This window comes from Paenibacillus sp. YAF4_2, assembly GCF_052113225.1.
Classification (GTDB): domain Bacteria; phylum Bacillota; class Bacilli; order Paenibacillales; family Paenibacillaceae; genus Pristimantibacillus.
On sequence record NZ_JBFRCT010000004.1, the window covers coordinates 326,881 to 341,247 of the forward strand.

General features: G+C 47.3%; 17 protein-coding genes. 6 read left to right on the forward strand and 11 right to left on the reverse strand.

Going from position 1 to position 14,367, the window contains the following annotated elements:
* Positions 1 to 54: 54 nt before the first annotated feature.
* Complete coding sequence (locus AB4Y93_RS11905; RefSeq protein ID WP_441892124.1) at positions 55 to 807, reverse strand: SDR family NAD(P)-dependent oxidoreductase; 753 nt, start codon at positions 805 to 807, stop codon at positions 55 to 57.
* 163 nt (positions 808 to 970) lie between these two features.
* Here AB4Y93_RS11905 and AB4Y93_RS11910 point away from each other — a divergent pair, with 163 nt between their 5' ends.
* Positions 971 to 1,615: a TetR/AcrR family transcriptional regulator gene (locus AB4Y93_RS11910; RefSeq protein ID WP_441892126.1), complete on the forward strand. Its 645-nt coding sequence runs from the start codon at positions 971 to 973 to the stop codon at positions 1,613 to 1,615.
* Positions 1,616 to 1,719: 104 nt separating this feature from the next.
* Here the strand turns inward: AB4Y93_RS11910 and AB4Y93_RS11915 are convergent, their stop codons facing one another.
* The gene (locus tag AB4Y93_RS11915; RefSeq protein WP_441892128.1) at positions 1,720 to 3,336 is read right to left on the reverse strand and encodes an S-layer homology domain-containing protein; all 1,617 of its coding nucleotides are present in this window, start codon (positions 3,334 to 3,336) and stop codon (positions 1,720 to 1,722) included.
* Positions 3,337 to 3,974: 638 nt separating this feature from the next.
* On the opposite strand from AB4Y93_RS11915, the gene AB4Y93_RS11920 reads away from it, so the two are divergent.
* Positions 3,975 to 4,604: a M15 family metallopeptidase gene (locus tag AB4Y93_RS11920; RefSeq protein ID WP_441892130.1), complete on the forward strand. Its 630-nt coding sequence runs from the start codon at positions 3,975 to 3,977 to the stop codon at positions 4,602 to 4,604.
* Between the two features lie 52 nt (positions 4,605 to 4,656).
* Here the strand turns inward: AB4Y93_RS11920 and AB4Y93_RS11925 are convergent, their stop codons facing one another.
* The 7 genes from AB4Y93_RS11925 to AB4Y93_RS11955 all read right to left on the reverse strand — a co-directional run bounded on the left by AB4Y93_RS11925 (position 4,657) and on the right by AB4Y93_RS11955 (position 8,487).
* Positions 4,657 to 5,268 carry a polysaccharide deacetylase family protein gene (locus tag AB4Y93_RS11925; RefSeq protein WP_441892132.1) on the reverse strand — a complete coding sequence of 204 codons (612 nt, stop codon included), beginning with the start codon at positions 5,266 to 5,268 and terminating at the stop codon, positions 4,657 to 4,659.
* Positions 5,269 to 5,356: 88 nt separating this feature from the next.
* Positions 5,357 to 5,764, reverse strand: coding sequence for a VOC family protein (locus AB4Y93_RS11930; protein WP_441892134.1), 408 nt, complete (start codon positions 5,762 to 5,764; stop codon positions 5,357 to 5,359).
* Positions 5,765 to 5,823: 59 nt separating this feature from the next.
* Positions 5,824 to 6,270 (reverse strand): hypothetical protein, encoded by a 447-nt coding sequence (locus tag AB4Y93_RS11935; protein WP_441892136.1) that lies wholly within the window; start codon positions 6,268 to 6,270, stop codon positions 5,824 to 5,826.
* Between the two features lie 90 nt (positions 6,271 to 6,360).
* Positions 6,361 to 6,831, reverse strand: coding sequence for an MEKHLA domain-containing protein (locus AB4Y93_RS11940; protein WP_441892138.1), 471 nt, complete (start codon positions 6,829 to 6,831; stop codon positions 6,361 to 6,363).
* 29 nt (positions 6,832 to 6,860) lie between these two features.
* Positions 6,861 to 7,550: an HAD family hydrolase gene (locus AB4Y93_RS11945; RefSeq protein ID WP_441892140.1), complete on the reverse strand. Its 690-nt coding sequence runs from the start codon at positions 7,548 to 7,550 to the stop codon at positions 6,861 to 6,863.
* Positions 7,551 to 7,635: 85 nt separating this feature from the next.
* Complete coding sequence (locus tag AB4Y93_RS11950; RefSeq protein WP_441892142.1) at positions 7,636 to 8,100, reverse strand: heme-degrading domain-containing protein; 465 nt, start codon at positions 8,098 to 8,100, stop codon at positions 7,636 to 7,638.
* Positions 8,101 to 8,223: 123 nt separating this feature from the next.
* Positions 8,224 to 8,487: a hypothetical protein gene (locus tag AB4Y93_RS11955; protein WP_441892144.1), complete on the reverse strand. Its 264-nt coding sequence runs from the start codon at positions 8,485 to 8,487 to the stop codon at positions 8,224 to 8,226.
* Between the two features lie 133 nt (positions 8,488 to 8,620).
* Between AB4Y93_RS11955 and AB4Y93_RS11960 the strand changes: the two genes are divergently transcribed.
* Both AB4Y93_RS11960 and AB4Y93_RS11965 read left to right on the forward strand, forming a co-directional pair.
* Positions 8,621 to 8,974, forward strand: a complete 354-nt coding sequence (locus tag AB4Y93_RS11960; RefSeq protein ID WP_441892146.1) for a winged helix-turn-helix transcriptional regulator — start codon at positions 8,621 to 8,623, stop codon at positions 8,972 to 8,974.
* Between the two features lie 153 nt (positions 8,975 to 9,127).
* Positions 9,128 to 9,841: an SDR family oxidoreductase gene (locus AB4Y93_RS11965; RefSeq protein WP_441892148.1), complete on the forward strand. Its 714-nt coding sequence runs from the start codon at positions 9,128 to 9,130 to the stop codon at positions 9,839 to 9,841.
* A 159-nt stretch (positions 9,842 to 10,000) separates the two neighbouring features.
* Here AB4Y93_RS11965 and AB4Y93_RS11970 read toward each other — a convergent pair whose 3' ends face one another.
* Both AB4Y93_RS11970 and AB4Y93_RS11975 read right to left on the reverse strand, forming a co-directional pair.
* A complete protein-coding gene (locus AB4Y93_RS11970) occupies positions 10,001 to 10,822 on the reverse strand; it encodes a squalene/phytoene synthase family protein (protein ID WP_441892150.1) in 822 nt (273 codons plus the stop codon).
* A gap of 240 nt (positions 10,823 to 11,062) precedes the next feature.
* Positions 11,063 to 11,812, reverse strand: coding sequence for a YheC/YheD family protein (locus AB4Y93_RS11975; protein WP_441892152.1), 750 nt, complete (start codon positions 11,810 to 11,812; stop codon positions 11,063 to 11,065).
* 217 nt (positions 11,813 to 12,029) lie between these two features.
* Here AB4Y93_RS11975 and AB4Y93_RS11980 point away from each other — a divergent pair, with 217 nt between their 5' ends.
* Together AB4Y93_RS11980 and AB4Y93_RS11985 are read left to right on the forward strand one after the other, a co-directional pair.
* On the forward strand, positions 12,030 to 13,079 hold the full coding sequence (locus AB4Y93_RS11980) for a YheC/YheD family protein (protein WP_441892154.1): 1,050 nt from the start codon (positions 12,030 to 12,032) through the stop codon (positions 13,077 to 13,079).
* Positions 13,080 to 13,092: 13 nt separating this feature from the next.
* Positions 13,093 to 14,160 (forward strand): CapA family protein, encoded by a 1,068-nt coding sequence (locus tag AB4Y93_RS11985; RefSeq protein WP_441892156.1) that lies wholly within the window; start codon positions 13,093 to 13,095, stop codon positions 14,158 to 14,160.
* Positions 14,161 to 14,367: the final 207 nt, after the last annotated feature.

Consider the following 14,367-nt stretch of genomic DNA (forward strand, 5'->3'; position numbering starts at 1 on the left):
CGCAGGCCACAGGCTGCCTATAAGCCCGCTCCCCAACTATGCTCATTTATCTCCTTACTTCGCCGTCACACCACCGTCGACAGGCAATTCAATGCCTGTCAGGTACGAAGCGTCATCCGATGCGAGGAACAGAACTGCCTTCGCTACCTCAACGGCTTGTCCTACACGCGGCAATGCGGTCTGGGACAAGAACCATCCAAGCATTTGCTCATTATTAACGAACTCCTTGCTCATTGGCGTCTCGATAAAGCCAGGATGCACCGAGTTGACGCGGATGTTGTCCTTGCCATAGTCAACCGCAGCCGCCTTGCTCAGCATGCGAACAGCGCCCTTTGATGCTGTGTAAGCGCCAGCGCCTTGGCTGCCGGTAATGCCGGCGATCGACGATATGTTAACGATCGAACCGCCATTATTTTTCTGCATATGAGGAACGACATGCTTCATGCCAAGAAACACGCTCGATAAGTTAATATTCATGACTTTGTCCCATTGCTCGACTGTTGTATCTAGCATACCAACCGCGAACGAGATACCCGCGTTGTTGACGAGAATATCGATTCGGCCATAAACCTCAATTGCCGCTTCGACAATGCTGATCCATTGCTCCTCGGATGCCACATTGTGCACGATTGCCGTTGCAATGCCGCCTTGCGCCTCGATTTCCTTCACGACGGCCTGCACCGCTGCTTGATTAATGTCGGTTGCAACTACCTTCGCGCCTTCGCGAGCGAAGAGCAGTGCTTCCTCCCGGCCCATGCCGCTTCCTGCACCTGTAATAATAGCTACTTTATCTGCTAGACGACTCATGGATCATCTCTCCCCAAGAATAATATGATAGTGTGTATATCACTATGATATAAACTATATCATCATGTCAGACCAAACTCAACGCTTCTTGCCTAGAAGGAGTTGGCATCGTTATAATAACGATATATTTAAAGGCTAATTGGCCCATGAAAGGTAACGACGAATGGATGCTAAAGAACGGTACGTGAAAGAAAGGAACGACGGTAAACAGCAAAGGCTCCTTGTAATTGTAGATGCTGCCGAGCGTGAGTTTATAGACCGGGGAATCGAGAAAACCACCATGCAGCATATAGCAGACGCGGCCAATATTGGCATCGCTACATTATTTCGATATTTTCCGAAGAAAGAGAAGCTGATCGTTGCGGTGGCGACCAAGCTGCTGCAGCCCATTCATGACGCTTTCGTGGCGACCGCTGCTCTGCCGCTTCCTTGCCTCGGCAAGTTAGAACGTCTATTCGACTTCCTTATCGGAGAGCATGACCGCGCAAGCGCCAAATTCATGATCGACTTCGACAACTATGCTGCTCATTCGCATGAGCCGGTCGAGGATATGGAGACGTTCGTAGCCTTGCACCGGCGAATCTCGCTGCATTTTGCGTCCATTGTGCAATCCGGCATCGAAGACAGATCAATCCGTTCGGATCTTCAGATCAAAGAAACATTAACGACGATTATGAACACCTTCGGCCAATTTTCGCGGCAGCTATCGCTGCAGAATAACATTCTGCTGTTCGAATCGGATCTGGAATCAAAGCCTCAGCTTCTTATCCTCAAAGGGATGTTCCTCGAGTATGTAAAGAGCCCATAAGCTGCGCGATCGCACAGAACACAAAAAGAACGCTTGCCCGCATATTGCCTGCACGGGAAGCGTTCTTTTACTGTTAATAATAAATAAGGGCGTTAATCCATAAGCTAATTAAAATTTAATCCGTAGAACCGTTCCACATTACTAAGACTTGTGTAAATATCCGGGCTTGCGCCTCCCATATACCAATAAGCAAGGCCAGCCAGATTATGGTCCATCACCGTTTTGTACTTGGCAGTAAGAGATCGGCCGTCCTCCACCCATATTTGATGCTTAAGGGTGTTTAGCTGATAGGAGACCGTGTATTGCTGCACAGCAGCATCCCAGGCCGGCCGCAAAGCTCGCTTCCGGACAAGACTATCCTGCTCAACAAGCGTCAGTTCCGAAGCAATCACACTGCCGTCTGTGGTGATCGTCCAGTCCCTATTGTAATAAGGCAACGCCAGAATGACTTTATTGGCTGATACGACTTTGAGCAGCGTTGTTACGGCATTGTTCACGTAAGGCATTGATGAAACTGACCCCGCCTTCGGGCTGGTGCTCCAATGCTCGTCGTAAGCCATCATTACAATATAATCGGCCACTGCGCCAAGAGATCTGTAATCGAAGCCGTCCGTCCAGTCACTTCCCAGATCAGGAGAAACACAGACGGAGACTACAGCACCAATCTTGTGCAGCTGCGTGCTTAGTTCCGTGATAAAAGCAGTCATAGACGCGCGATCCTCAGGAGCGAGATTTTCGAAATCAATATTAAGTCCCTTGAGCCCATATTTCTGTACGTAACTCGTCAGTTGACTGACAACTTTCCCGCGGTAGGTGACGTCAGACAAATTCTGATGCGTAACTTCCTGGTTCGAGCGGTTGCCAACCATTGCCCAGATTTGCCTCTTATTCTTGCTCGCCCAAGTGACAAGCGATTGATCCGCATTATCTGCTACCACACCATTGGGGTCGAAAAAGAACCACCTTGGCGATAAAGTCGTCACATTGGCTTGTAAAACAGATTGCTCGTATTGAGCGGTCGTTTGGCCATATTGCCAGCCCATCTGGATCCGTGTCGCATTTGATTGTTGATTAAGTGCTGCAGCCCACTTTACATTTTGCAATACACGATCAATGACCGCAGCCATCTCCTGCCTGCTCATTCCGTCGCTTGGGCGGAATTGATCATTCTCGTCACCACTCATTAGTCCAAGTGTCCGGACGGCGCCAACTGCGGAATCCGCCCAGCCTGCAATTTCCTCTTCATCTACATAATCCGATGTTGAACCACTAATCCCCGACTGCTTGAGTGCTCTGACCAGCAGCACTGCCGCCTCTTGCCTGGTAACTGCCTTCGCTGGTTCAAAGGTATGTGCACTTGTCCCATCAGCTAGTCCGACCTGGACAGAGGCTGTGACCGCATCATAATACCAGGCTTTTTCTGATACATCCTTAAACGGGTTAATCGCACTATGGACGGGCTCTATTCCAAGAACTCGATCAAGAATGATGACAAACTCAGCGCGTGTAACAGATTTTTTTGGTGAAAACGTACTTTCCGTGGTACCACTTAATATTTGTTTATTATATAAACGTACGATGGCATCCTTCGCAAAACTGCCTGCAATGTCGTCAAAAGGCAGCTTGTTAGAGCTTGCTGCAGCACCTGCCGGCATTGCCCCCATGAAACAAGACACAGCCGCAGCACCTGCGATCCATCTCTTAAACTTGTCCTGAATCAAGAGATTGTCCCCCTATAGCTATAGATACTCTCTTCATGGTAACAAAGTTCAGTCAAGGGATCATCGGCAAGAAAATGGCAATCTGCCAAGCATCAGCTGTCTATCCGGTACAAGCGTCATTAATGTGCATTTATAATTAGTCAAATGCCTCAGGAACAAACACCCAAGCACCATGGAGCAAATCGTCATAACTTATAGAGTACTCAAGACGTAAGGAGGTGCATGTATAATGTCCGGTTACGTTGGTGGCGTTGGTGGCGTTGGTGGTGTTAACTCTACAGGGTTCATCCTGGTGCTTTTTATACTGTTGGTGATCATTATTTGCGGATGTGGCTTTGGTAGATTCTGGTAATCTTTGATTGATCGATTAATCATCGCACCAGCAGAAGCACCTTAATCTTCACTCAGAAGGCCCATTTTATGGGCCTTTTGTGTTTTTTATAAAGACTGGCTCCGATCACTTTAACTGCCCACGCGTCAGCTAGTCCCTATGCAACTCCCCTACCTTGGGCGGGGGTAGCATGTCCTTCACTATGTTACAATATAACGATCCAAACGTTTAATGGCGTACATAATTGCGCATGATAGATAGAGAGAGTTATAGATTACTAGAGATAGATTGGAAGGAGAAGCAAGCAATGCTCGAACCTATGTCCCGGCGAGAAGCAACGGTTGGCCGAATAAATCCGCCTTATATGAGACCCGCGCAGAAGCGCAACAAAGTGATGACTTCACTCATTCTGATCGCTATTATCATCATGGGCTGGAGATGGATAGATTCCATACAGGACCAACCGGCACCCGCCGCACCGGAAGCGGCAAGAAGTACGTCTATTACCTCCCTTAACCCGATTGTTGCACAGAAAGCAGATGCGCTTGTCGCCCAAACCAGCAAGATTGGCATCAAGATCCTGATCACGGATGATTTCCGCTCGAGTGAAGAGCAGAATGTTCTTTACAAGCAGGGACGATCAGAACCTGGACAAGTTGTGACGAATGTCAAAGGCGGCGCTTCATTCCATAACTACGGGCTGGCAGTCGACTTTGCGCTTGTAAAGCCTGACGGCGATGTGATCTGGGATATGAAATATGATGGAAACGGAAACGGAAAGGCTGACTGGATGGAAGTGGTTACAACCGCGAAAAAACTTGGTTTTACCTGGGGCGGAGATTGGACAAGCTTCAAGGATTACCCCCATCTGCAAATGGACTTCGGCTATTCCATTAAAGATCTGCAGAAAGGCAAGAGACCTCCTACTGCGGAGTAAAATAAAAAAAGACATGACCTGCTGTGATTGCAGCGGGTCATGTCTTTTTTACTTAATCTTCTCCCATATGAAGCAGCTCGCTTACCGTCACTAACCGATAACCGCTTGCTGTCAGCTCCTTCGTGAGTACACGTACCGCCTCCACTGACTGTGAACGATCGCCGTAACCGTCGTGGAAGATCAGGACACTTCCATTACGGATAGTATCACGTGTATGGTCAAGAATATGCTGGACACCCGGCATGTCCCAGTCCTTCGCATCCATGTTTAATGCCCCTAGTGCAGGGTAGCCTTCCCGTGCAAGAAGAGAATGAACTCTCTCGTCACCTGCCAAATATGGAAGCCGCATGGTTGCAGCCCGCGAACCCGTCACTTGCTTGATAAGCTCCTCCGTACGGGACAGCTCGCTTAAGATCTCTTCATCAGACAGCTCTGTCATATTAGGATGCGTATACGTATGATTGCCAATCTCATGCCCTTCTTCATGAACAAGCTTTGCTGTCTCCGGATGGGCAGCGATCTGCTCCCCGATCATATAGAAGGTCGCCTTACCGCCGGCCTCAGCAAAAATCTCGAGCAATTGCGGGGTATACGTCGGATTTGGACCATCGTCGAAAGTAAACGCAACCACTTTGTGTGTCGTTTCCACCATTTGAATATTCATGATGCTGTTTCCCCTTTCAAATCAGAAATTGCCAAAAAGACTATCCGCACCTTCATGTCAGCAGGTGCTGCGAATAGTTTCTATTTTATTAGCCCTGTGCCTTCGGCTCCGTGCTGATCTGCCATTTGATGCCGAACTGATCTTCCAACCGGCCAAACAGCGTACCCCAGAATTGCTTCTCCAGCGGCATAATAACACGCCCGCCTTCAGACAGATTAGCAAATGCCTGCTGCGCTTCTTCGTCCGTCTTGAACTCCAGGTTCAAATCATAGCTGGTGCTGCGTCCCGGAGGCTCGTGCATCGTATCGGCAATGTAGAAGGTAACACCCGCGGCTTTGAAAACCATATGTATAATCTTGTCCTTCATCGATTCATCCGTACCCGGAGCTTGTCCGTATGTCATTTGATCAATGATTTCACCGCCAAGCGCCTGTACATAAAATCCCACTTGTGCCTTGGCATCTTCCGAATAAAAGTAAGGTGTCAGCTTTGCCATTCGACTATACACGTCCTTTGTCCATAATTAAGTTTCTCATTTATTCTAGCCTACACCGCTCAATAGCTTACAATCAAGACAATATGAAACAAAAGCAGCAGCCCTGCTCCAATTCCTGAGAACCGCCAATGTTTGCGGATAAGAAATGAAGCTCCGAACACGATCATCGACATAAATGCCCCGACCGAACCTGCAATTACAACAACAGCAGTATCCCACCAGAAAAATGGGACAAAGCCGCCCATCAAATAAAATACCGGCAGAAAGAAACCGCGCCCGCGCTTCGTTAGACATGCCAAATAATCAGCCAAGATAGAAAATAATAAAGCATATCCATAGAAAAAGGTCCAGACCGGATAACCGATCAACTCCCTGCTAATTGCTGACCATACCTCCGGATTGAAGCCCGTGAACATAAAGTAAAAGACAAGCAGCCCTATTCCAACACCAAACAGTTTGGAGGAAAAATATTTGATAAATCTGCACCATGGTATCCGAATCGGCATAAAGGCACCATTCCTTTAAATAAAGTATGGAACGCCTTTATCCTATCAAGCCCTTTGCTGCCCGTGCAGTTCTAACTTTTGTAGAACCCCTTATAGGTTCCGGTAATCTTGGAAGGTTGCCGCTTGCCCACGATAGATTCCGTCCTTATCTACCAGATTCCAAACGGTTGCATTGACAATATAGAAACGCCGTCCTGTGCTGGAAATTCGGATGCCAGTGTAGTTATCGACGTACCCATTCGCAGTAACTTGAGTGAAAAAAAGATCCCGCTCCGCCCGCTCCATCGGTTCAGCTGTTAAACGGGACGGCGTGCTCGTCATTTGCTCCCAGTCCATCTCCCACAACTCCAGCGCCATTCGGTTGCCATAATTCAATACCGGATCCTTCTCCGTACCATGTGATAAAATAACCCGCGGAGCGTCAAAAAGCTGCTCCTCTAAGCTCTTCTCCCCATCTGAATCTACCTGCACCAAATCTTGGCCTGTCCATCTCCGAAAGCTGTCCAGGAGCAGCTTATTGTGCTCGTAGGATGCTCCTATTCCTGTTGGTCTGTTCATCATTGTAGTCCTCCTTGTTGTGATCCTTTGTTCTATTCCATCGCCTGAAGCATCCGCTGCTCTGCCTCTTTTAAATCATGGCAAATAAAGTCCGGCTTCGCCCCTTGTGGCTGCCGCTTATACAATCGATTCAACCAAATCGTATTAATGCCTAGCGTATTTGCACCAACAACATCACTAGCATAAGAATCACCGATATGTACGATCTCCTCCGGTTTTATTCCGCATCTTCTCATGGCTTCAAGGAATAACTCCGGGCGAGGCTTATAAGCCCGTACGTCTTCACTCGTCAGAACATCTGTGACCTCAATGCCGTGAAAAGCAGCCGCAGCTGCAATATCAGTTGTATCGATATTAGATAAAATATAAATCGGGAGATGACTGAAAGTCGAGAGGAAAGAAAGCGTATCCTCATATAACTCCGGCCTCATCCAATGCTCAAACTGCTGCCCGATAAGCTGCTTTGCCGAACTGCCAGATTGGAAATGTTCAATAGTCTCAGTAAGCGATTGTATTCCAAGTTCCCTCTGACTTTTGAAAGCATCCCCATAGCTGACGGAAAACAAGCCGGAGAGCGACTTCCACCAATATTGACCGATCTCTTGCGCATCGCAATCGAAGGATGAGTTTTGACGAATCTCCTCGTAGATCGGAGGCAAAATATCGTCATCCTCATGCACTAATGTTCCATAAAAGTCTAGAAATATCGCCTTTAACTTCATCGTCTGCCTCCAAATAACGAATGAAAAAACACCCCAGTATTCAGATGCTGAATCGGAGGTGTTTGTTCTTTGCGTAATTATGTATTTACTTCACCAAAAACTTACGGATCCCGTCAACCGCCGCTTGATGATCTTCTTCACCCGTTAGGCCAGATACCGTAATAGTTCCGATCTTACCTTTGCCGCGGACAACAATCGGGAACGAGCCGCCTTCCCCTTGGTATTCCGACAATGGAAGACCAGAGCTTTCCGGGAAGGTTGTTCCTTGATCACGGAACATCTCGCCGACATATAGAGAGCTGTGACCAAAGTGGTTCACAACATTTTTCTTCGTATTCACCCAATAAATATTATCTTTCGAGGTACCCGCCATGTAGTGGGTAAACAACGGATGCTCCTCATTCTCAATATGTACGGCGATCCCTTTACCGATAACGTCCTTCGCATGCTGCACGACTATACTGCCTAATTGAAGCGCATCATCATGTGTAAATGAGTCAAACTGCAGCTCTTCTTCCTGCGCAAGTAATGTTTTCATCAAGTCGTTCATGCTTGCTTCCTCTCCTTGCATCCGATTACTAACAACCACATCTTACTATAAAACCTTCCCCTTGGATACCGTATGGCTTGGCATTACCCGGCCCTTCCAAACAGCTCCAAGAGGCTGTTCTGCTTAAATATTCTGTGCCAAATGCAGTTTGCTGTAATGACTGATGCCGCCTGAGCCTACGATGACTTTGCCGCCCTTGTTAAAGGTAATCAGCTTTCTCGCACCTGTAGTAAGCAGAACCGTCACCTGTGCATGGTTTCTTAGTGCAATATAGACGACATACCCGCTTCTTGTCATGACTGTTTTCCAGTTCTTATCGAATTCCGATCGAACAACCCGGTTCGAATAAACCTGGTTTTCCAGCACACCTTTACTTTTTAAGCCCATTGTCCACTCCCCCTTTTACTAGAGAATACTTGCCTTTTATCGTATTCAGGGAACAGTAATTGGCTTGGACATGTACGCCTACACATCAACCTATTATGATGCTACTATGAGAGGAATAAATGAGCAGAGAAGGATGGGAAAGAGCATGCTTGAGCCGATTACATTAAATAAAGGAACTCCCGGTGAGCCTTGTCCGATTGAAGCCACACTTGACGTCATCGGTACAAAATGGACATTTCTTATTGTCCGTGATCTGCTGCTGGAAGGGACCTTGAGATTCAGCAATCTTCTGAAGGGAATGGAGGGCGTCAGCCCCAAGACGCTGTCGCTAAGGCTCAAGGAACTGGAGGCGCAAGGTATCGTTAAACGAACCGTATATCCGGAGGTTCCTCCAAAAGTGGAGTATACGTTGACTGAGCGTGGCAGGCAGTTGGAAAGTATTTTTATAGAGCTGAAAAGGTTTGGACTTACCCTGCAAGGAAAATAATTTCAGCACGGTGTATGCCGCATAGTCATCCATAACTTACTTTTCGGAAACTATATGAATAAAATAACACTACTTCCCAAAAGGAAATATTGAAGTTATGCTTTGCTCATTGCAAGAGTAGTTTCAAATATTTTCCACTTAGGAGGTATAAGCATGCTGCATAATCAAAAGGTCGTTATTATTGGAGGGAGCTCGGGAATTGGGCTGGAGACAGCAAGGCAGGCTCTTGAACGAGGCGCTGAAGTGATCATCGCTAGTCGCTCAGAGGTAAAGCTGCAGGCAGCTAAGGAACAGTTAAACGATTCTGTTTCCATTCATGTATTGGATACGACGGATGAAGAACAAGTGAGAAGGTTTTTCGAGGAGATCGGAAGCTATGATCATTTGGTCGTCAGCGCAGCGGAGACATCAGGCGGTAAGTTCCTGGAAACCGATTCAGCGGCATCCCGCCAATTATTTGAGAATAAGTTCTGGGGTCAATATTATGCGGCCAAGTATGGCGCGTTACAGCTGACCGCAGCCGGATCAATCACCTTGTTTTCCGGAGTGGTTGCTTATAAAACGATGGTTGGTTCAGCGGCGCTTGGCGCGGTGAATGCCGCCGTCTCGAATCTCGGGCAGACACTTGCCCTTGAGCTTGCTCCCATTCGTGTTAATGTGGTCTCACCAGGCATTATCGATACCCCATCCCGCAGCAAAATGTCGCAGGATGCTCGCGAGCAATTTTACGATACGGTTGCCGGTAATCTTCCGGTGAACCGTGTTGGTACTGTATCGGATGTTGCGCAAAGCGTACTGTATCTGATTCAGAATACTTTTGTTACGGGAACCGTCCTTCATGTGGATGGCGGGCATAGACTTATTTAGGCGATTGGAATCGTTTGGTTAATATTTGTAACATATTCGCAATCTAATGTTCATCTTTCTTTAATGAACATCGCCTATAATAGGTCTCAACCCCCCTTTTAATAATATAAATACTTAGCCCCACAGCCCGATGCTGTGGGGCACTTTCTTTTTATAAGGTTACTTGATCTTGCTGACGATCTTCAGCACGGCATCCCGAGTCAATTTATTGCCGCCGATGGCAATAAGGTTAGTCGTAGCATGTGCGAGCGACAATGGAATTTGGCAGAAGCTTCGTGCAGGACCCTTTTTCAATTCAGCAAGATATTCATCTGCCTTCTTCAGGTTGCGGCGGGTGTAACGCAGCATGTCCTTCAAATCCCAGCCATCCGGGAAGAAATCAACACCTCGCTCCATATCCTCTGTACGGTTGCGCATAATATTAACCGCTTGCAGACCACGGCCAAATGCTACTGCTTTGTCACGGTCGGTCTCAGTTCCGTCATACCAGCGCCAAATATCCGACAGCATCTCGCCAACCATGCCAGCAACACTGTACGTGTATTTATCCAAGTCCTCTTCCGTATGGATATTCCACGACGTGCCTACCCAATCCGACATCTGCTCGGCCATCATCTTAATATAGTTGAATACCGTCGGTGCGATGCCTGCGGGGCAAAGCTGTGCCCATTCATTCATTCGCAAAGTTACTTCTGGCAGCGCTTCGCGATGAGGCTCCCATAGCTGGTGAAGCGCCTCCTCCATGTTCGGCGATTTCATCGCCTCAGCTGCTCCAAGCAGCAGTTCTTTCTTGATGGGAGCCGGCATTTTCTCGTCATCCTCGACCTCATCAATCGCTCTCATACAGAGGTAAGCAGACGACACTGCTTCTCTCAATTCTGGTATCAGCTTGCTGATTGGAATATAAAAAGTCCGGCTTGTCAGCTTCAACATCGTCATTGCATCGTTCAACATAATGTTCGTAATGGGAATTCCCTCCATACCACGGTAATCTCACGTAAACTCTATGTATCCATCATACTTTAACGGTTCCCCAAAAGTAAAATATTCGACGCAATTCGACGCAATTATAGTCTAAAAGGAGCTGATCTCATACAAATCATCCCCCTAAAAATAAAAATAACCGCCCCTCTCCATCAGTGACGGAAAAGAGCGGAGTGCTTCACACGCTGATCAGCTTCCATTATACACCATCCGATATTTTTATAACTACGCTCCAGCTCACTCATCCGCCCGGATATGCTTCACTGAAGAGGCGATCTGCGCGTACAGCTTTGGATTGGAATGGTAACGGAACAGTTGGAACTGCGGCCTGGTATTAGCTTCCAGCAGCCAGATCTTATCATTTTTATCGATAGCGATATCAAGGCCAAGCTCGCTAATCAGTGGAAAATGCTTTTTCATCCCTAGCGCGATCTTGTAAGCATAATCACGCAGCTTTTTCTCCCATGACTCGCATTCCTGCTTCGTGATGCCCAACGCATGATGCAGCCGAATCGCTCTTCCCCCGCTGCTGTGATTGGTCACAAACCGGTTAGGTGCTGCAACCTTGCCCATAACGCCAAAAAACTTCCACGTCCCATCCCTCCGCAAATGCATTAGGATACGAAAGTCAATAGGGTTCCCGTCGATCTGAATCAGATCAATGCCTTGCTGCATAATATATCTTTTCGTTCCAATCAATTGCTTCAGCTTAAAGGCAGCCACCTTCGTACTCTGGTAGGAATAACGATTCCTTTCGGTACGAATGACAACTGTTCCGTCATTATAGGTGACTTTCATAACGCCCTGACCCTTCATACCAAGATCCGGCTTCACGAACAAAACGGGATAAAGTTCAATCATGTTAATGAAGCCATTAGGCGTGAATTGCTCGGTGTCCGGCAGTAAATCCAGAATTTCCTCTTCACCTGACAGCGCCACATGCTTTAACCATTTTCTCCCTGGATATTTAATCATATAGCCTTTCATGTTGGAATCTCCTCCGTTGACAAACAGCGGTTACATATCCTTATACATTAGGCTAATCGCTTGCTCCATACTATTCCTTGAACGAGTAAAAAGTACCTTCAATAGCCTTCTGCCCGCTCAGGAATGGGCGTTTATCCCATACCGGACAAATGTCATGCTTCATATGATAATATACAGTTCCGATTTCAGCCCAAGCCACAGGACAGGAGAACGACAGATGAGCGACATCTTAGGAATCATGACTCATCGGATTGGCCATCCGGGCAGCTTTGCCAGACATGCCAAATCGGCTCTCACCGAGAAATTCAGCGGCATTCTTGTATACACCCCTAGGGATGTTAATTTAACGACCAGAAGAATTCACGGTAACATTTATCGCGGAGGAACCTGGAGCAAGCAGACAATGCCATTTCCAAAGATCAATATGGATATCGGGTTTTATACAGGATCCGATGTCGCTAGAGCTACTCTGGTCAAAAAAGCACCGTCTTTCCCTTTTACCGGCTACGGCGTCGGCAATAAAATCAGGATCCAAAAGCATCTAATCACATCTTCTGTTCTGAAGCCTTATCTGCTTCCAACAGAACTGGTGAGGAATGCGGGCAGTTTTATCCTCTTTCTTAAAAAATATAGAAGCGTCATGCTCAAACCTATTAATGGCTGGGGCGGAAGAGGCATCGTACGGGTAACCGTGGAGAAAAATCATTTTAAAGTTCAGACCAATGGAGAGATGACACAAACGATGCATGCCGCGGGTCTTCGCTCTTATGTCCGAAGGGTCATAGGCAAAGAACGGCATCTGATGCAGCAGTGGATTGATATCCGGAACAAGCAGGGTATTGTCTTCGATATTCGGTCACTTATGCAAAAGAGAAGCGAAGGAGACTGGCAAACGACGGGGATCGCTGTGCGTGAAGCAAGGCGTGGACGAATTACCTCCAACCTGAAGAGCGGCGGTCATGCTTTTGAAGCGAGATCCTATCTTAAAAAAGAATTTGGTGACGAAAAAGGAGACGCCCTCGCCAATTCGATTCGTGAGGTTTCGGAATACATTCCTTCCTTTATGGAAAGGTCGTACCAATCCCGGCTTTGCGAGCTTGGAATCGACCTCGCTGTTGATACACACGGCAAACTATGGCTGCTCGAGGTTAACATCAAGCCAGGGAAAATGATTATGAAGCAGTTATATGGCCAAAAGGTGTGGGAGCAAAGCCTGCATACCCATTTTCAATATGCCCGCAGCCTGCTGCCGAAAACCATCAAGTAAACGGAGATGAATCATGAGCACGGAAATAACGATAACCGCGGTCGGGGATTTCCTGATGAAGACGCGAATCATCAATTCTTGCAAAGGCGAGAAGGGCTATTCCTTCGACCATTTGTTTGAGCCCATCGCCCCTTACCTGCGTAACGCCGATCTGACCATTGGCAACCTGGAAACCGTATTCGCGGGCAAGACATCCGATGACGCTTATAGCGTAGTGAAACGGCATCCGCGGACGAACTGGCCGATGTTCAACTGTCCGGACGCTTTCGCCGACACACTCAAAAATCTTGGCTTCGACTTCGTCTCAACGGCCAACAACCATTGTATGGATAATGGGATTAGCGGTCTGAAACGGACACTCCGAATACTAGATAACAAAGGTATTGCCCATACCGGGACGTACCGGACACCTAATGAAGCGCAGCATGCTGTCATCAAAGAAGTGAAGGGAATTAAGATCGGTTTCCTCGCTTATACGAAAACAACGAATAAAATCCCTGTCCCTTCTGACCACAAATGGGCAGTCGACCTTATTAATCCGACCAAAATGGTCTCCGACCTGAAACGGTTGAAAGCCAAAAACGTCGATCTCATCATTGTAAGTCTGCACATGGGAAGGGAATATGCCAATTATCCGGTTCAGAAGCAAAAGGACATGGTGCGATTATTATTCAAACATGGCGCCGACATTATTCTGGGAGCACATTCGCATACGATCCAGCCTGCCGTCTTCTACAAAAGCGGCTCGGGTATCCAAAAGTTCGCTATCTATTCCCTCGGCAATATTATTTCAACGCGTCTCTACTACAATGACCACACCTTAACCGGACTCATTACACAGCTTCAAGTTCGCAAATTGGACGACGGTTCGATCCGCATCAAGAAGGTCGACTTCATTCCAACCTGGACACGAATATCAAAATCAGGCGGCCGAAGTGCATTCAAGGTCGTCCCGTTATCCCAACATCTCAAAAAACTGGATGCCGGCAACCCAGAAGCCATCCGTATGAAACGTATGCTCCAGCATGTTAAGCATCATATCGTAAGCGACCCATCCTCCGTCAGCGCGGAAATCATATAAAAAATGGCCGTACGGATATCCCGTACGGCCATATTTGCATACCCTATTTGTAATTAAATATAGATTAAAACCCAAACGGAGCGATTCGTATGATTCTGTAGAAGCGTTAGCGTCCGCCTTTGTTCGGGGATTCCCTCCTATACTGCTTCAATCATGGAATCCCCGAACAACAGCGGTCGGAAGAACATACGAATGCGTAGTGAGGCT